Annotated in this window: 17 protein-coding genes and 1 tRNA gene; 9 read left to right on the forward strand and 9 right to left on the reverse strand. The window is 36.2% G+C overall.

All coding sequences use genetic code 11. The annotated features are described in order from the left end of the window. Nucleotides 1-297: 297 nt before the first annotated feature. Complete coding sequence (locus ACMV0E_RS06180) at nucleotides 298-1182, forward strand: fumarylacetoacetate hydrolase family protein (RefSeq protein WP_416085511.1); 885 nt, start codon at nucleotides 298-300, stop codon at nucleotides 1180-1182. Nucleotides 1183-1192: 10 nt separating this feature from the next. Here ACMV0E_RS06180 and ACMV0E_RS06185 read toward each other — a convergent pair. Continuing rightward, a tRNA-Ala gene (locus ACMV0E_RS06185) sits at nucleotides 1193-1267 on the reverse strand. Between the two features lie 97 nt (nucleotides 1268-1364). On the opposite strand from ACMV0E_RS06185, the gene ACMV0E_RS06190 reads away from it, so the two are divergent. From ACMV0E_RS06190 to ACMV0E_RS06225, 8 genes are all read left to right on the forward strand, one after another. Further along, nucleotides 1365-3875 (forward strand): tetratricopeptide repeat protein, encoded by a 2511-nt coding sequence (locus ACMV0E_RS06190; protein WP_416085512.1) that lies wholly within the window; start codon nucleotides 1365-1367, stop codon nucleotides 3873-3875. Further along, the gene (locus ACMV0E_RS06195; protein ID WP_416085513.1) at nucleotides 3872-5575 is read left to right on the forward strand and encodes a GspE/PulE family protein; all 1704 of its coding nucleotides are present in this window, start codon (nucleotides 3872-3874) and stop codon (nucleotides 5573-5575) included. The genes ACMV0E_RS06190 and ACMV0E_RS06195 overlap by 4 nt, the downstream gene beginning before the upstream one ends. Continuing rightward, nucleotides 5572-6630, forward strand: a complete 1059-nt coding sequence (locus ACMV0E_RS06200; RefSeq protein WP_416085514.1) for a type IV pilus twitching motility protein PilT — start codon at nucleotides 5572-5574, stop codon at nucleotides 6628-6630. The genes ACMV0E_RS06195 and ACMV0E_RS06200 overlap by 4 nt, the downstream gene beginning before the upstream one ends. Nucleotides 6631-6639: 9 nt before the next feature. After that, on the forward strand, nucleotides 6640-7866 hold the full coding sequence (locus tag ACMV0E_RS06205; protein WP_416085515.1) for a type II secretion system F family protein: 1227 nt from the start codon (nucleotides 6640-6642) through the stop codon (nucleotides 7864-7866). Nucleotides 7867-8031: 165 nt separating this feature from the next. Further along, nucleotides 8032-8301: an SHOCT domain-containing protein gene (locus ACMV0E_RS06210; protein ID WP_416085516.1), complete on the forward strand. Its 270-nt coding sequence runs from the start codon at nucleotides 8032-8034 to the stop codon at nucleotides 8299-8301. 19 nt (nucleotides 8302-8320) lie between these two features. Next, nucleotides 8321-8644 (forward strand): metal-sensing transcriptional repressor, encoded by a 324-nt coding sequence (locus ACMV0E_RS06215; protein WP_416085517.1) that lies wholly within the window; start codon nucleotides 8321-8323, stop codon nucleotides 8642-8644. A 1-nt stretch (nucleotide 8645) separates the two neighbouring features. Continuing rightward, a complete protein-coding gene (locus tag ACMV0E_RS06220) occupies nucleotides 8646-10814 on the forward strand; it encodes a heavy metal translocating P-type ATPase (RefSeq protein WP_416085518.1) in 2169 nt (722 codons plus the stop codon). A gap of 9 nt (nucleotides 10815-10823) precedes the next feature. Continuing rightward, a complete protein-coding gene (locus ACMV0E_RS06225) occupies nucleotides 10824-11009 on the forward strand; it encodes a YHS domain-containing protein (RefSeq protein ID WP_416085519.1) in 186 nt (61 codons plus the stop codon). A gap of 62 nt (nucleotides 11010-11071) precedes the next feature. On the opposite strand, the gene ACMV0E_RS06230 is transcribed toward ACMV0E_RS06225, so the two are convergent. The 8 genes from ACMV0E_RS06230 to ACMV0E_RS06265 all read right to left on the reverse strand — a co-directional run bounded on the left by ACMV0E_RS06230 (nucleotide 11072) and on the right by ACMV0E_RS06265 (nucleotide 18178). Continuing rightward, nucleotides 11072-12025 carry an ABC transporter permease gene (locus ACMV0E_RS06230; RefSeq protein ID WP_416085520.1) on the reverse strand — a complete coding sequence of 318 codons (954 nt, stop codon included), beginning with the start codon at nucleotides 12023-12025 and terminating at the stop codon, nucleotides 11072-11074. After that, nucleotides 12022-13146 carry an ABC transporter permease gene (locus tag ACMV0E_RS06235; RefSeq protein WP_416085521.1) on the reverse strand — a complete coding sequence of 375 codons (1125 nt, stop codon included), beginning with the start codon at nucleotides 13144-13146 and terminating at the stop codon, nucleotides 12022-12024. Before ACMV0E_RS06235 ends, ACMV0E_RS06230 begins: the two co-directional genes overlap by 4 nt. After that, entirely contained in the window at nucleotides 13143-14663 is a 1521-nt protein-coding gene (locus tag ACMV0E_RS06240; protein WP_416085522.1) for an ABC transporter ATP-binding protein, read from the reverse strand. Before ACMV0E_RS06240 ends, ACMV0E_RS06235 begins: the two co-directional genes overlap by 4 nt. Before the next feature lie 71 nt (nucleotides 14664-14734). After that, nucleotides 14735-15028 (reverse strand): BMP family lipoprotein, encoded by a 294-nt coding sequence (locus tag ACMV0E_RS06245; RefSeq protein WP_416085523.1) that lies wholly within the window; start codon nucleotides 15026-15028, stop codon nucleotides 14735-14737. Continuing rightward, a complete protein-coding gene (locus ACMV0E_RS06250) occupies nucleotides 15003-15902 on the reverse strand; it encodes a BMP family lipoprotein (protein WP_416085524.1) in 900 nt (299 codons plus the stop codon). The genes ACMV0E_RS06245 and ACMV0E_RS06250 overlap by 26 nt, the downstream gene beginning before the upstream one ends. A gap of 82 nt (nucleotides 15903-15984) precedes the next feature. Beyond that, entirely contained in the window at nucleotides 15985-16518 is a 534-nt protein-coding gene (locus tag ACMV0E_RS06255; protein ID WP_416085525.1) for a GTP-binding protein, read from the reverse strand. After that, the gene (locus ACMV0E_RS06260) at nucleotides 16518-17150 is read right to left on the reverse strand and encodes a DUF4388 domain-containing protein (RefSeq protein WP_416085526.1); all 633 of its coding nucleotides are present in this window, start codon (nucleotides 17148-17150) and stop codon (nucleotides 16518-16520) included. Before ACMV0E_RS06260 ends, ACMV0E_RS06255 begins: the two co-directional genes overlap by 1 nt. A 2-nt stretch (nucleotides 17151-17152) precedes the next feature. Beyond that, entirely contained in the window at nucleotides 17153-18178 is a 1026-nt protein-coding gene (locus ACMV0E_RS06265; RefSeq protein WP_416085527.1) for a 6-phosphofructokinase, read from the reverse strand. Nucleotides 18179-18188: the final 10 nt, after the last annotated feature.

Raw genomic sequence — 18188 nt, forward strand, 5'->3', positions numbered from 1 at the left:
TTCTGAAGACAATAAAAACATAGCATTTAAATCGTTTTAGACGAACAAAATTTTGCTAAAAGGGTAAAAGGTTCATTAAATTTAAAAATACCCCCTAAAAACGCCTTAAAATGCACGGTTTCACATTAGCATTTATGCGGACTCTACGGTTTAATGCGGTTTCTTTTAGAGGTAAAGATCTAACACTAAAAAATTACAAATTAGATTTTCCTTAATCTTATATAAACCCCAAAAAGTTTTAACCCTACATCAAAAAGGAGTATAATAAAAAACAACTAAATATAGAGGAGGAAACAAATGAGACTATTTGTCTTTGAAAAAGATGGCTTCTTAAATGTAGGCATAGAGGAAAACGGAAACAAGATAGATATTGGAAAACTTGGTGAAGCAATGGAACACATTGGTGAAAGAGAAGCTCCATATGTTGATTCGGTGTCATCTGCAATTGAAAACTCTGAGGATATAAAGAAGATGATTACTTGGGGCAAAAAGACATTTAAGGATCAATTTTATGAACTTTTCAAGGTCAATGTGAAAAAATACTATCCACCAATTGATAAATCAGCAATGGTTGTTTGTCTTGGTAAAAATTATGTGGAACATGCAAAAGAAACAGGAGGAGATATTCCTCAAGAACCAATTCTTTTTGGAAAATTTGCAACACTATCCATTACTGATGGAGATATAATCATGTATCCAAAATGGGCAACCCGCATAGACCCAGAGCCAGAACTTGCCGTTGTCATAGGAAAAGAGTGTAAGGACATTAAACCTAAAGAAGCGTTTGATTGTGTTTTTGGTTATACAATCGTAAACGACATAACCGAAAGAGATATCGAATTTAAAGATATGAAAAAAGGCTTACCTTGGTTTAGATCAAAGAACTTTGAAACTTCCCTATCAATTGGACCTTATATTGTTACAAAAGACGAAATTAAAGATCCCCATAATCTTGAGATTGAACTCTACATAAACGGTGTTTTAAAGCAAAAAGGGAACACAAAAGATATGATCTTTAAAATTGATGAGACGATCGCCTATATTTCAAAATACTTTACATTGAATCCTGGTGATGTAATTTCAACAGGAACAGTCCCAGGAATTTTACCAATTCAAAAAGGCGATGAGGTAATTGTAAAAATTGAAAAAGTTGGCACGCTAAGAAATAAGGTTTCACGATAAAATTAAAAAATGGTGGAGCAGAGGGGACTTGAACCCCCGGCCTCATCCGTGCGAAGGATGCGTTCTACCACTGAACTACTGCCCCACTCATTATGAATTATACCAGATTTTTAAATTTTCATTTTTTCTACATATTGCATTTGAATAAAATTAATCTATAATGTATCTAAAGGGAGACCAAAATGAGCGCATTATTTGGAAAGAAGGATTTTAGAAGAGATTTACAAAATTTAATCCAAAAGGGGGACACAAAGGGAGCCTGCGATTATGCCATTAAAAACTCCTCAAACTACGAAGATTTAGGAAATTTTGATGATGCAATTCTCATTTTAAAAACCCTAATTGAACTTCTTCACGAAAATAAAATCGACAAAAAAGACTGTCTTGAACTTGCTTTGGAAAAAATCATAGCGCTATATATCGAAATAAACGAAGTAGATAAGGTAATTGAAAACTCCATAGAACTTGCAAGACTTAAAATTGACCTTTCTAAAACTTCAGAGGCAGTGCAACTTCTAAAAATGATCGACTTAAGATACAAACTCAACACAAACCAAATGAGAGAGATTATAAAAATTTATACTTCCATAGGACACTATCCAAACGCATTAAAACTAATAGATAGAGTACTTCAAAAAGAAAAAGACAAAGAACTCATTAAACTTGCAGGTGATATCCTTTACAATAGTTCTGATTTTGAAAAAGCTCTTGAATACTTTAAGGCTCTGTCAGTATTGGATCCTGACAATGAATATGCAAAGAAGAAAATTGATGAAATTGAGCGTATGCTAAGAGCTTTAAATAGAAATAACGAAAATGTTGAGCAAAAAATATTGAGAAAGGAAGAAAAGTTAGAAGAGCGTGCTTTTGAAGAAAAACCTACAATTGCAACTAATGAAACTTTCAATAAAGTTGCACAAACTCCTGTTAAAGAATCTATAAAAGAAAATATTAAAGAAGAATTAACAGAAGATAAAATCAAGGATTTGAATGAGAAATTAGTAATTGAAGAAAAGACGGAAGAAAGAAAAGAAGACCAAAAACCTGAAATCACAAAAAGTGAAGTAATTTCTGAAAAAACCACAATATCAAAGCCTCAGAGGATAAATCTTGAAAATATACCCGAGTATATTGAGGCACTTACTCACATTGAGCATGGAAATATTAAGGAAGGCGTAAAAATCCTTGAGACACTTGCGCTTGACTTCGAAGGTAAGGACATAGACACAGCAATTGAGATCTACGAAAAAATACTCCTCATTGACCCAACAAATGTTTCTGTTGCAAAGAAAATTTCAAAAATCCTCCTTGATAAAGGACGCACAAAAGAAGCAATATTCTATTTAAGGAGCGCTTCAAATAGTATTGATCCCAAAGCAAGACTTGAAGCCTTGCTTTCTTTAAAGGAACTTATTCCACAAGACGAAAACATCTTAAACCGTATTTTCAATACATACATCGAACTTGGAAATATAAATGATGCGTTTGAAATACTTAAACAATTTAGCGACGAAAAGCTTAGCAGAAATCTTGAGGATTTCTTTGATTATGTAAAAGATAACTTAAGTATCCTTTCCAAGGTATCAAAATTCATCAGCTCAAAAAAGATTGACGAATTTATAAAATTTAAATACCTCCACAGAACTTATGAACTTTATAGCCTATCAAACGACAAAATTGAAAGCATTAAGTGGCTTATAAAAGCACACTCCGTGCATAAGCTTTCCCTTGATGATTATCTTAAAGGCGCAAAAATTTTAAAGGATTTGAAACTTCCAGAAGAGGCGGAAATTATTGCTCAATCTATATATGAATACATTGAACTTGAAAACGACCCGTTGAAGGCCTTTGAATTATCTAATGTGATAATAGATCTTAATATAAATAAGCCCCTTTATTATGCAAAACATCTTGAACTTGCAAAACGCATTGGTAAGAATGATGTTGTGCTTTTAATGGTAGACAAAATCATTTCTCATAATGCAGTGCAATATGCGGAACTCGTTTACGATAGCTTAAAGGAAAGGTTTAAAGACTTTGACATAGACACACTTATAAAACTTGCAAATTATTTTGAAATTGCAGGTCTCTCTAATGCCTCATATGAAATTAACCTTGAAATCCTCAAAAAAGACCCATTGAATGCAAACGCCCTTGCTAAAACATTCATCTACGCTGTGGAAAAGGGAGATGAAAAAGAGATTCTATCTTTCCTTGAAAAATTCCCACCAAGTGCCTCTTATGCAAACATAATCGAACCCGTCGTTGAAAAATATAACAATTTAAAGAACAAAAATCCATTTGACCCAACATATCACTTCATAATAGGATTCCTTTATTTCTTTACTGAAAGATACGAAGAATCAATTGCCTACTTCCAGTTTGTAATTAGATCTAATAGGAATAAACCTCTAATGAGGCTTATGTTAAGTATTTGCTTTGAAAGGACAATGCTTCACAACTTTGCTTTAAAACAGCTCGAATTAGGTTTAAGCGAAGACGGAATACCTGAAGTTAAAAAAGAATTACTCTACCGATATGCAGTTATGAAGAAGAATTTAGGTGATGTAATCAGTGCAAGGAAGGCACTTACTGAACTTCTCAAAATGGGGGATTACAAAGATGCAAAACTACTCTTAGAGATTTTGCCCTCTGAAGGAAAAATTATAGATATAAGAGGTGAAGAGAGATGATCTCGCAAGGAGGAGAAAAAATAGGTGAAATACTCATAAAAAAAGGAATTATAAATCGTGAGACACTTGAAAAATATCTTTCTGTCCAAAATGTCACAAAAGAGCCCCTTCTTAAGATCTTAATGGATAACGGCGTTATCGATGAAGTGCAGCAAGCTCAACTTCTTGCTGAGCAGTGGGGATTTGATTTTGTTGATCTTACAAAATATCCAGTTGAGAAAGAAGTCCTTAAATATACAGACCCTGAAAAGGCAAAATCCTTTGGTTTTTTTGTATTCAAAAAAGAGGGACCAGTATACCATGTTGCAATATCAGATCCCACAAATATTGATACAGTTGATTATGTGAGAGCAGTTTATGGAACAAATGTTAAATTCTATGTAACACCAAAAAGTGCAATAATTCAAACAATAGAAAAGTACTATGAACTTGAAAACGTAGTCAAAAAGGCAGAAGAGGAATTTACAGATGTTGAAGTTGTTGAAACTGTTGAGGAAAACGACCTTTCACGATTAAGAATGCTCGGTGAAGACGCACCTGTTGTAAGGCTTGTTAATAGTATCATATCTCAGGCAATTGTTGAAGGTGCATCAGATATTCACGTAGAGCCAATGGAAGATTCTGTAAGGGTGCGTTATAGAATTGACGGCATTTTACACGAAAAGCAAAGACTCCCAAAGAAGATTCAAGCAGGAGTTATTGCAAGATTTAAGATCATCTCAAACATGGACATCGCAGAACGTAGAATCCCACAGGATGGACGTATTTCACTTAAGTTTGAAGGACGACCTGTTGATTTTCGTGTCTCATCACTTCCTTCAATCTTTGGGGAAAAGATTGTTTTGCGTATCCTTGATAAAACATCTGCAATTAAACCACTTGAACAGCTGGGATTTTCAGAGGAGAATCTTAAAAAATTTGAAAAAATTATTACCCAACCTTATGGCATGATTCTTATTTCGGGTCCTACAGGATCGGGAAAAACAACGACACTTTATTCAATCCTTAACCGATTAAATACACCCACAAAAAATATAATAACAGTTGAAGACCCAGTTGAATACCAATTAAAAGGAATAAACCAAGTTCAGGTAAACGAAAAGGCAGGTCTCACTTTTGCAAACGCTCTTCGTTCAATTTTACGTCAGGACCCAAACATCATTCTTATAGGAGAAATTCGTGATAAAGAAACAGCACAAATAGCAATTGAAGCCGCACTAACAGGACACTTAGTTCTATCAACGATACACACAAATGATTCAGCATCAATTCCAACGCGTCTTATTGATATGGGTATAGAACCATTTTTGGTTGCTTCATCTTTGATTGGTGCAACGGCGCAGCGTCTTGTAAGAAAGATATGTCCTAAGTGCAAAGAATCTTTTATTCCATCAAAAGATGTGCTTGAGCATCTTGGCTTTGAGGTTCACGAAGGAGTTAATTTCTATAAAGGAACAGGTTGCGATTTTTGCAACAATACTGGCTACAAAGGAAGAATTTCAATTTCTGAAATTTTACCAATAACACCTGAGATTCAAAGACTTATTCTTAAGAGAGCATCATCTAAGGAAATCCTTGCAGAAGCGAAAAGATTGGGTATGAAGACACTTCTTGATGATGCCTTAATGAAGGCAGCTGAAGGCATTACAACACTTGAAGAGGTTATGAGAGTTGTCTCAACTTTGGAGGTTGCAGAATGATAAGTATTAATGAGATTTTAACACTTGCAGCAGAACATAAAGCATCAGATGTGCATTTAACAGTTGGTTTACCTCCTGTCTTAAGGATAAACAAAGAGCTTGTGTATCTTGAAGCAGATCCGCTTACACCTGAAGATACTGCGGAAATGATGTATTCAATAATGACAGATAAGCAAAAAGAACTATTTAAAGAAAAACTTGAGTATGACTTTTCTTATGGACTTAAAGGTCTTGCACGATTTAGGGTTAATGTATTTATGCAAAGAGGAACAGTATCTGCTGCATTTAGAAGAATACCTTTTGATATACCGCCTCTTGATTCTCTTGGAGTCCCAAAGATTGCTCACCAAATAATTGAAGAAGAGAGAGGTTTTGTGCTTGTAACAGGACCAACAGGACACGGAAAGTCAACAACACTTGCAGCAATGATTGACGAGATAAACACGAAACACTCAAAACATATTGTTACAATCGAAGATCCAATAGAATATCTTTTCAGACACAAAAGATCAGTAGTCGTGCAGAGAGAATTAGGTACTGATACATTGTCGTTTCCGTCGGCACTGCGTGCAGCGCTTCGTGAAGATCCTGATGTTATCCTTGTGGGAGAAATGAGAGATCTTGATACTATTGCAACAGCTTTAACTGCAGCAGAAACAGGACATTTGGTTTTTGCAACCTTACACACAAATTCAGCATCGCAATCTGTTGATAGAATTGTTGACGTTTTTCCACCCCACCAACAGGAACAGGTAAAGATGCAGCTTTCATCAGTTCTTCTTGCAGTATTCTCGCAGCAACTCGTTCAGAGAAAAGACAAAAAAGGACTTGTCCTTGCAACAGAAGTTCTAATTGCAACACCTGCGGTAAGAAACCTGATAAGGGAAGGCAAAACACATATGATTCCATCAATTATCCAAACTTCATCAAATGTTGGCATGCAAACAATGGAACAATCGCTTAAGGAACTTGTGTTAAGAGGTGATATAACCTACGAAGATGGCTTAAGATACGCATTTAATAAAGAAAACTTTATTCACTTAATGGAAAGGTGATGATACAGTATGCCACAATTTGAGTACAAAGTAATTACAGCATCAGGTGGTGCATTAATTGGGCGCTTAGAGGGAAATAGTGTTCAAGATGTTGCAGAAACTTTGAGAAGCAAAGGATATCGTATTATATACATAAAAGAACTAAGAAGTTTATCTTTAGGTGGAAAAAGAACTGAAGGAGGCTTTCTTTCACCCTTTCAAGGAGTAAGCGTAAGAGATCTTTCCATTTTTACAAACCAGTTCGGTACTATGCTTAATGCAGGACTTTCAATCTCAAGAGCGCTTGCAGTCTTAGAAAAACAGACATCAAACCCAAAATTGGTACAAATTATAAAAGATTTAAGTGAAGAAGTTAAAAAAGGAAACCAACTTTCAATGGCGTTGAAAAAATTTCCACAAGTTTTCTCTCCGCTCTATATAAGCATGGTACAAGCAGGTGAAACCTCAGGTAATTTAGGACAAGCGCTTATTACAATGAGTACTTTCTTACAAAGGGACTACGAAACAAGAAACAAAATAAGGGGTGCAATGACCTATCCTGTCGCTGTACTGGGCTTTGCAATTCTTATAGTAGTAGGACTATTTATTTTTGTAATACCCACATTTGAAGGATTTCTTACGGAATTAGGTGCACCACTTCCTGCAATTACAAAGATGATTTTTGCTTTTGCTAATTTCCTTATCCATTATATTTGGGTAATTGTCGCTATCATAGTCATCGCAATAATTGCATTTAGAAGATGGGTAAAAACCCCTGAGGGGAGAAGGACAGTCGATGCGTTAAAACTTAAATTACCTTTAATTTCTGAATTAACTTTAAAGTCTTCAATGGCAAGATTTTCAGATACGCTTGCAACACTTTTCTCTGCTGGTATTCCTATTATTGACTGTTTGCAAACAGTAAGAGGCGTTATAGATAATGTGATCATTGCAGAAAAAATTGATGGAATCATTGATGCAATAAAAAAGGGAGAAGCATTATCTTCTGCACTTGAAAAAAGTGGAATGTTTACTCCAATGGTTTATGATATGACTGCAATTGGTGAAGAAAGTGGAAGCCTTGACAAAATGTTGAGAAAAGTTGCAGAATTCTATAACGAAGAAGTTAATTATCTTATTAATAATATCTCTGCACTTATTAACCCGATAATGATGGTTGGCGTTGGTGGCTTAATCGGAGGAACTCTCATAGGACTTTACTTACCAGTCTTCCAGATGGCATCGTACATTAAATAGGCTATTAAATAGTTTTCACTACAAAATTAACAAACGAATTCTTTTTAGACAAGCTTGTTTAATTTTTTATCCTTTTTAAAAAATTTTAATATTGCGTATTTTGTAAATTGTATTATAATATATGTAGATCCCCCCCCTATAGGGGTGGAAGAGGAGGCGATAGAAATGATGCATTGGTTTTGGTTTGGAAACCCTTATTGGGGTTACCCAGCATTCTTCGGTGGATTCGGCATAATTTTTATGATTCTTGTATGGGTTTTCTTTATTGCACTTATAATTCTTCTTGTAAGAGGAACCTTGTTTGGCTTAAGAAGACACAGGCACACCTGTTACTATCATGACGACGAAGCTCTGCAGATTTTGAAAAGACTCTATGCAGAAGGAAAAATTACCGAAGAGGAATTCGAAAAGAAGAAAAGAGAATTATTAGATTAATCACAAGGAGGGCAAGGATATGAAAAATAAGCACATTTGCGATACAAAAACTGAAGACAACATTATTTCTTTAACACCTAAGCATAAAGACACCTTAAAACTCATAAAAATTGCTAAGGGACACCTTTCAGGAATTGAAAAGATGATAGAAGAAGATAGATATTGTATTGATATATCAAAACAAATCCTTGCCCTCATTTCAATTTTAAAAAAGGCAAACTTAGAAATTTTAAAAAGGCATATGGAAACATGTGTTAAAAATGCAACAAAAGACGGAAATTTAGACGAAAAGATAAAGGAACTCGAAACTATAATTGAATATCTATCGAAGGGGAAGGATTAAAATGATAAAGACTAAAACTCTTGATGTTAAAGGCATGCATTGTGCCTCATGTGCCGTGAACGTCAAAAAAGCTATTGAAAAATCCGACGGAATTATTGATGTGAATGTAAATATTGCAACAAATAAAGCAACCATCATATACGACCCCACAAAAACAAAATTTGAAGAAGTTCTCAAAAATGTGGAAAGAATCGGCTATTCATTAAACGAGGAAATTGACCAACAAAATTCAGATTTTAATAGATCAAAGACAAGGATAATCGTAGCTACTATAACGATTATTCCCATAGTAGTTTTAATGATTTTAGATATGACGAACATCCTAAAGTTTTCATCATTCACATATATCAATTTGATTCTTTCGGGAATTATGATTTTTGGCATAGGATTTGAAGTACAAAAAAGAGCTCTCAAGGGTCTTATACACGGAGCTACAAATATGGATCTTTTAATTTTCCTCGGTACTGTAGCATCATTTCTTACTGGTATATTAAAAACTTTTGGCCTTAACATTGCTGATTTCTCATATGTAGGAGCAATGATAATGTTTTTCCATCTGCTTGGCAAATATTTGGAGGAACTGGCCAAAGGGAATGCTTCTAAGGCAATAAAAGGTCTCCTTGACATTAGTCCCCAAAAAGCACGCATTATCGTCGATGGCATGGAGGTTGAAACTAATATTAACGAATTAGATGTTGACGATGTAATGGTGATAAGACCATTTGAAAAGATACCTACTGATGGAATCATTATTGAAGGAAATACTTCAGTTGATGAATCAATGGTAACAGGAGAGTACTTACCTGTGGATAAAAAACCCGGTGACGAAGTAATAGGTGGAACAATTAACGAAAATGGATTTATTAAAGTAAAAGTAACTAAAGTTGGAAATGATACATTTTTGGCAAAGCTTATATCCCTAGCTCAAGGAAGCAAAATTCCAATACAAGCATTTGCTGATAAAATTGTTGCATTTTTTGTGCCAGCTGTTGTTGCAATAGCGATATTTACATTTGTAATCTGGTTTATAATTCCTCAAACCCTAAAGCAGATATCGATGAGTTTTTCGCATATATTTCCATGGATAAATCCTGGGCTCAATAAATTGAGTGCTGCAATTTTTGCCTCGGTTGCAACACTTGTGATTGCATGCCCTTGCGCTCTTGGACTTGCAACTCCTATTGCTCTTATGGTTGGTAGTGGTATTGGAGCAAAAAATGGAATCTTAATTAGAAATGGCGAAGCCATCCAAAAGATGAAGGATGTAAATACAATCATATTTGACAAAACAGGTACTTTAACATATGGAAAACCTAAAATCTCTCATATGTTTAAATTGGATGAAGAATGTGAGGACATAATTGCCGCAATTGAAAGATTCTCTAATCATCCAGTTGCAAAGGCATTCCAAGAAGTCAAAACTAAAAAACAATACCAAGTAGAAGACTTTAAGGAAATAAGTGGTTTGGGTGTTTCCGCAAAAATTAATGGCACAACATTTACTGCAAAAAAAGTTTCAAGTAGCGAAATTGCCGATAAAAATATATTAAGCGCTCTCAAAACCTTTGAACAAAAAGGAGAAACTGTAATAGGGTTATTTAAAGAAAATGAAATTGTAGGAATTTTTGGAATTGAAGATACCATCAAAGAAACTGCAAAATCAACATTAAATAAACTTAAAGAAATGGGATTCGAAATTATTATGATAACAGGGGATAATAAAATTGCAGCTTCAAAAGTTGCTAAGGAACCTGGAATAGAAAACTTCTATGCCGAAGTTCATCCCAAAGATAAACTTGAAATTGTCAAAAAAGCGGAAAATCTTGGTAAGATTGTTGTATTTGTAGGAGACGGAGTAAATGATGCACCTGCATTAAAACAAGCCAATGTTGGAATAGCAATGGGTACTGGAACAGATATTGCGATTGAGTCAGGAGATATAATACTTGTAAAAGGAAATATAGAAAACGTTGTCAAAGCAATAATACTATCAAAACAAATCTTTGCAAAGATAAAGCAGAATCTATTTTGGGCGTTATTTTATAACATCATAGCTATACCTATTGCTAGTTTAGGGTTGTTACACCCCGTTATTGCAGAAATTGCAATGGCCTTGAGTTCTATAAACGTAATAACAAACTCTTTAAGATTAAATAGTCTTAAATTTTAGGAGGGTGTTATGAAGCACTTAGATCCAGTTTGCGGAATGATTGTAAAAGAGGAAAAAGCCTTCGGAACCTTTGAATACAAAGGGAAAACTTACTATTTCTGCAGTGCTCATTGTTTAGAGAAATTTAAACAAGATCCAGAGAAGTATCTAAAAGAAGGCCCAGAAAAAGATGCCATGCAAAAAATGGATAAGTAAATTTATAAAAATAGGCTCTTCGCCTTTTTTAGAATTAAATGTTACGAAGAGCCTAACAAGTGCTAACTTTCTTTCTTGTAAGGAACACCGTCTGCTGCAGGTGCAACTGCCTTTCCAACAACACCAATTAAGGCACCTATTGTAAGAATGTATGGTAGCGCAAGGTAGAACCCAACCGGTATTTTTGCTGCAATTCCCTTTGCAACTGCCTGTAGTAAAAATTGTAAAACCTGTGCAGAAGCAAAAAGAAAAGTTGCCCACATTGCACCAATTGGAGTCCATTTACCAAAAATCATTGCTGCAAGTCCAATGAATCCCTTACCTGCTGCCATTCCTGTCTCAACAAATGATGACATTGTCCCAAGCGATAGGGCAACACCACCAAGTGCTGCAATTATACTCCCTAGAATAACTGCAAACCACTTTATTCTCATAACATTAACACCCAGTGTTTCTGCTGCAAGGGGATATTCACCTACAGAACGAATCCTCAAACCCAAAACTGTATGGTAAAGAAGGAAATGCAATGCAAAAACAAGGATAAGAGAAAGCCAAATAAATATGTGAAGATGGGCAAATGCACCAAAGATTGGAATATTTTCAAGAAACTTGAGGTTTATAAGGTATTTAGGGTCGCCAAAATATGGAACAGTTGGTGAATAACCAGTAGTCTTGAAAATCCATTCAAGGAAATATCTGATACCGCCTGCCGCAACAACGTTTATTGCAACACCAGACACAATTTGATCACCTGCCCATTTTACCGTAATGTATGCATGGAAAGCACCAAGTAATGCACCAATTCCAATTCCCCAAAGTAATCCAACCCATGGACTCCTTGAGACAAACGCACCCCAAACACCAAAGAATGCTGCAAATCGCATGATTCCTTCTAAAGCAATATTTACTACACCTGCATTTTCTGAAACAACTCCACCCAATGCTGCAAACAAAATTGGCGCAGCAAATTCAAGCATCTGTGCAAAAGATTGATTAATTAAAAAAATCCAATTCATGCTACACCTTCCTTTTTCCTTATAAGAAGCTTTGTTAATAGGAATCTTATGAGTTCTTCAAGTGCGATAAATGCAACAATTAAACCTTCAATGATTGTCGGGAATGTTTTAGGGATTCGAGCAAGTTGCACAGCTGTTGCACCAGTTCTGAGAGCACCTATGAGTATAGAAGAAAACAAAATACCAACAGGTTCATTTCCACCAATAAGAGCAACTGCAATTCCATCAAAGCCGTAACCCCCCCCAAAAACAGGAGGGAATTGACCCGAAGAGCCTAAAACATCAAAAGAACCACCTAATGCGGCAATTGCTCCCCCCATAAACATGATTTGCATAATCCTTCTTTCCGTGTTAATACCGCCAATCTTTGGTGCTTCCATATTCGTTATGGCCGTGTATCCCATAGCCCTTATTTCGTATCCAAACACTGTTCTATAGAGTAAAAACCATGAAAGATATATTACAAAAAGCATAATAAGGATGCTAATATTGAGCCTTGTGCCAGATAAAATTATGGGAAGTCTTGCGGAAGGAGAAACATATGGTGTCCCTGAAACATTTGTTGCAACATCAGCGGCCATAGGACCTGTAACAAGCCAACCCTCAATAAGATGAAAAGCAATCCAGTTTAGCATAATAGTTACAATGGTTTCGTTTATACCCTTCTTTGCCTTAATATAACCTGCAATAAGCCCCCAGATACCACCTGCAATCATTACCATAACAAGAATTATTGGAATGTGAATTATAGATGGTAAATTATAAAGGGGTTTCCAGTAGCCAAAAAATGCCGCTGTAATTGCTCCAACTATAAACTGTCCCTCTGCGCCAATTGAGAAAAGCCCTGCTCGAGCTGGAAGTGCAAAGGCAAGTCCTGTTGAAACAAAAAGTGCAGTGTAAAGTAACATTTCAGCAAAGGGGGTCTTAAAATATGGACCGGGAATAAGACCAGATGCACCAAACATCAATTTATATGCAAGAATTGGATCACGCCCAGTGGATGCAATAAAAATAGCACCAACAATGAGAGCAATAATAATGGAAGTAATTGGAACAAGTATATTCATCCACCAGTTTTCTTCACGTCTGTGAATAAAAACTCTTTGAAAAACCTCTTTCATTGGAGCACCTTCCTTTTAAGTCCAAGCATCATTTCACCAAGTTCTTCTTCAGTAGTCTCTTCTGGGGTTGTTTCACCGACAATTTCGCCTTTGAATAGAACAAGAATCCTATCAGCAAGACCCATAACCTCTGATAATTCCAAAGATATCAAAAGTATGCCAATTCCCCTTTTCTTTTCCTCGATGAGCCATCTATAAACGAACTCCATTGCACCAACATCAAGTCCGCGTGTTGGTTGAGATGCAAGTAAAAACTTATGCTTCATTGAAAGTTCTCTTGCCAAAATAATTTTTTGCTGGTTTCCTCCAGAAAAGTTTTGAGCCTTCATATAAGGTTCAGGAGGACGCACATCAAACTCTTGAAGTTTTCTTGTGGTATATTCATCAATTGCTGTATCGTTTAAGATACCTTTATTTGAGAAAGGATATAGAGTGTGACTACCTAAAATTATGTTTTCTCTTGCACGGTACTGCAAGATTAGACCTCTCCTTTTTCTATCTTCTGTTATGTATGCTAAACCTTTTTTCCTTACTTCATACGGAGTTACAAGCTTCATCTCTTCTCCATTAATGCTTATGGAACCCTTAAGGGGTTTATAAAATCCAAGAATTGTATTTACAAGTTCTGCTTGTCCGTTTCCCTCGACACCTGCGATTGCTACAATTTCACCTTCATTAACTTTGAAACTCACATCTTTCAAACCGATTACTCCTCTTGGATTTTTAACTGTAAGCTCTTTAACCTCAAACACAACATTTCCTGGCTTTGCAGGGACTCTTTCTATTTCAAGAACAACCTCACGTCCAACCATCATCCTTGCAAGTTCCTTTTCGTTTGTATTCTCTTTCTTTACAACACCCTGGACTCTCCCCCTTCGCATTACTGCAATTCTATCTGCAATTTCCATTACCTCATTTAATTTATGCGATATAAAAATGATAGTTTTTCCCGATTCCTTTAACTTTCTTAATGTCTTGAAAAGTTCTTCTGTCTCTTCTGGCGTTAAAACTGCAGTAGGCTCGTCAAAAATGAGAATTTCTGCACCACGTCTTAAAATTTTCAGAATTTCAACTCTCTGTTGAATTCCAACGGGAAGGTTTTCTACTTTCTCAGTTGGATCAACAACAAGCGCAAAACGTTCAGAAAGTTCCTTAACCTCTTTTACTGCTCCATTGTAATCAAACACAAAACCATATTTTCTCGGTTCATCCCCTAAAACAACGTTTTCTGTTACTGTAAATTTCGGGATAAGCATAAATTCCTGATGAACCATACCTATCCTTAGACTTATTGCATCTCTTGAGTCTTTAATATTTGCCTTTTTACCAAATACATAGATACTTCCTGAATCTGGAAGGTATAATCCGTAGACAATCTTCATTAAAGTTGATTTACCAGCGCCATTTTCACCAACAATTGCAAAAATCTCACCTTTTTCAATTGATAGGCTCACATTATCATTTGCAAGTACATTTGGAAAACGCTTAACAATATTCTCTACCCTTAGTGCCTCCACATTTAGCCTCCATATATAAAAAATGAGGGCAGGCAAATGACAAACCTGCCCATAATACTTACTTTAAGATACTAAAATCCTGTTGGAGGAGTCCAACTTTTCACAGCGTTAGGATCTTCTGGAACGGTAAACTTACCGTCAATTATCATCTTCCTTAGATTCTCAATCTTTGCAATTTGATCAGCAGAAAGAACGTCCTTAACATGGTCCGGTGCATAACCAACACCGCCGTCCTTAAGGGAAAGAACTACCACTCCACCCTTGAATGTGCCATCGACAATTGACTTAATTGCTTCGTATGTTGCATAATCAACATGTTTTAGTGCAGATGTAAGAGTTCTATCTGGGCAAAGGGTTTGGATCAAGCCCCATATCAACATCTACACCAATTCCCCAATAAGGAGCACCTTTTTCACAAATTGCCTGGAACATTCCGTTTCCGGTTGCACCTGCTGCATGGAAGAGAACATCAGCGCCAAGTGCCATCTGCGATTGTGCTGCACTCTTTCCAAGGGCTGCATCTGTAAATGAGTCTGTATATTGCCCTATAACCTCTGCATTTGGATTGGTAGTTTTTACACCTGCTCTAAACCCTGCTTCATACCTTAAAACAGGAGGAATTGACTTTCCACCAATGTAACCAACCTTATTTGCTTTTGTTGCATAACCTGCAATTGCTCCAACAAGGAATCCACACTCTTGTTCCTTAAAAAGATATCCAACGACATTTGGAGGATTTACTGGATTTCCATTCGCATCAACTGGGGTTGAGTCAATAAGCATAAACTTTGTATTAGGATACTTCTGCGCTGATTCACCAATTGCACCTGCAAGCATAAATCCAACGCCAATAACAAGATCAACATGCTTTTGTTCAACAAGTGTCTGAATGTTAGGGATGTAATCTTCCTTTGCCTTTGATTCAAGTACGATTGGTTCAACATCAAGAGGAACAATGTTTTTGTCCTTAAGATCATCTGGAATACTTGCCTTGTACTCTTCGTCAGTCAATGCTTCATAACCACCACCTTCAACATACTTCACCTTTGCTGCCCATGTTTCAAGTCCACGGAGAGCAGAATCGTTGAAGGACCTGTCGCCACGTCCACCAACATCTGTTACAAGACCAATCTTAAATTTCCTTCCTGAGAGATCAAGCTTCTTCGATGCCGGTTTGCACCCTGCAAAAAGGGATACAACAAGCACCATCGCCAACATTACTACCAATAACTTTTTCATACCTCAACCTCCTTCCCTTTTTGGGAATTAATTTACGTTTATATTATATAAAAAATCGGAAAATTTCAAATTAAGTAAGATCTCACGAAACATCATTTTCAAGTATAAGTTCAAGCAATTTCAAAAGTACATTTTTTACACTTTCCTTATTTGTTGCATCGCATCCAACAACAGGAATTGAGTCAGGAATATTCATTATTGATTTTAACTCGTCTTCACTTATATGCTCTTTTTCGTTAAAGTGATTTAGGGCAACAACAATAGGAGCATCCGTTTTGACTCTAAAAAAGTTAAGCATATCTTTAGCCTCTTCAATCATACTTCTATCACCAGAATCAACGAGAAGAATTACACCAAGTGCATCTTTCGAAAGAATACTCCACATGTAGTTAAATCTGAATTGACCAGGGGTCCCGAAGATGTGAAGAACATAATCATCATCAACAGTAATGCGCCCAAAATCCATTGCAACAGTTGTTGAGTCCTTAACTTGTGCTTCTTCATCACGAGTTGTTGGCGCTTCCGTTACAATTGGAGAAATCTCGGTTATTGTTTTTATAAATGTTGTTTTTCCTGCAGCAAATGGACCTGTTACAACTATTTTATAGTGCCTCATCAAAGCCCCCTTATTCGATCAATAAGCCTCAAAATAAAGTTTTTTGGAGGCGCTTTCTTTTTAACTTCTTGCGTTTCTGGATTCTTTTGCCCAACTTCCTTTATAATCTTCAGTGCTGAAAGCCCATAGGCAATCTTTGCAACATCAAAAACAGTCATATTTAGTTTTAAGGCTGCCTCTCTTACAGTTAGTCCTTTTTGAAGAAGCATCAAAACCTTCCAATCAGTTTGAGATAGATGAATTTCTTCAGGTATTTCGTCTGTTACCATCTTGAAGACAGAGTCAACCGAAGCGACTCTTGATTTAACTTTATTCCACTCGTCAAGTTTTGACGTCGCAAGAAGCACAAGGTCAGGAATAGATTTTGTAATGGAGCGTTTCACATGCAAAGTATCATTTGGTACAAACTTAAAAGAGCCTTCCTTAATGTTAAGAAGTTCAACAATTGCAACCTCACCTCGGGACTCTTCAGTTTCAGCATCCTTAACTTCTCCATTTTCAAAGTATATAATACCCTTTTTCTTTCCAAAAGGAGTAGACCCCTCAAGGTGGAGCTCTCCTGTCTTTCCACCAAGAGAAATCATTTGAAGCAAATCATCAAGCGAAAAATCCCTTAAAGATCCCTCAAGCATGGTTAGAAGAATATTCTTGCAAGTTCGTAATATTTCGTATCAGCAGTATGGATCTTGTCGTAAGCATCTTCATAGGCTGTTGTTATAATTTCACCGTTCTTTACTCCAAGCACAACATTTGAAGTTCCAAGCCCAACAAGATTCACAGCTTCAACTCCAAGCCTTGTTGCAAGAATCCTATCAGTATTTGTAGGGATTCCACCTCTCTGTAAATACCCTAAGACCATAACTCTCGATTTAAGATGCGTAAGCTCTTCAAGCTTTGATGCAAGCCTGTATCCAACCATTCTCTTTGCGTTAACTTTATGACCAAATTCGTCAAATTCAAATTTACTCTTATCTTCATCTGGTAATACCACACCCTCTGCTACAACTACGATTGAGAAATTCTTTCCTTCTTTTTTCCTCTTGTCAACATGTGCTGCAATATCCTCAATAGTAAATGGCACTTCAGGAATTACAATATAATCTGCACCACCTGCAAGGCCGCCGAATAGTGCAAGCCATCCAGTCTCTCTTCCCATAGTTTCAACAACCATAAGTCTATGGTGAGCAGATGCTGTTGCGTGAAGATTGTCAAGAGATTGGGCAATCATAGAAACTGCCGTATCAAATCCAACAGAATAGTCAGTTCCATAAACATCGTTATCAATAGTTTTTGGAATTACAATTGATGGAATACCATCATCTGCAAGCCTCTTTGCAATAGTAACAGTATCCCTATCGCCAATAAATACAAGCAAGGTTAAAGAATTCTTTTTGAAGTTCTCTCTTATTGCCTCAACATACTTTGGATCCCTATAAGGATTAAATCGTGAAATGCCAAGAATGCTTCCTCCCAGGGCAAGTATTCCTGAAACAGAAGATTTAGTAATAATTTTTACATCGTTTTCAATAAGGCCATGAAATCCGTCTATGAAGCCTAAAACTTCATATTCCTTCTCGAAACTTGCTCTTGCAATTGCGCGAATTGCGGTATTAATGCCTGGTGCATCGCCACCATCACATACGATACCAATTCTTTTCATCTTTTACCTC

It is taken from the genome of Caldisericum insulae (assembly GCF_047785965.1).
GTDB classification, from domain to species: domain Bacteria; phylum Caldisericota; class Caldisericia; order Caldisericales; family Caldisericaceae; genus Caldisericum; species Caldisericum exile_A.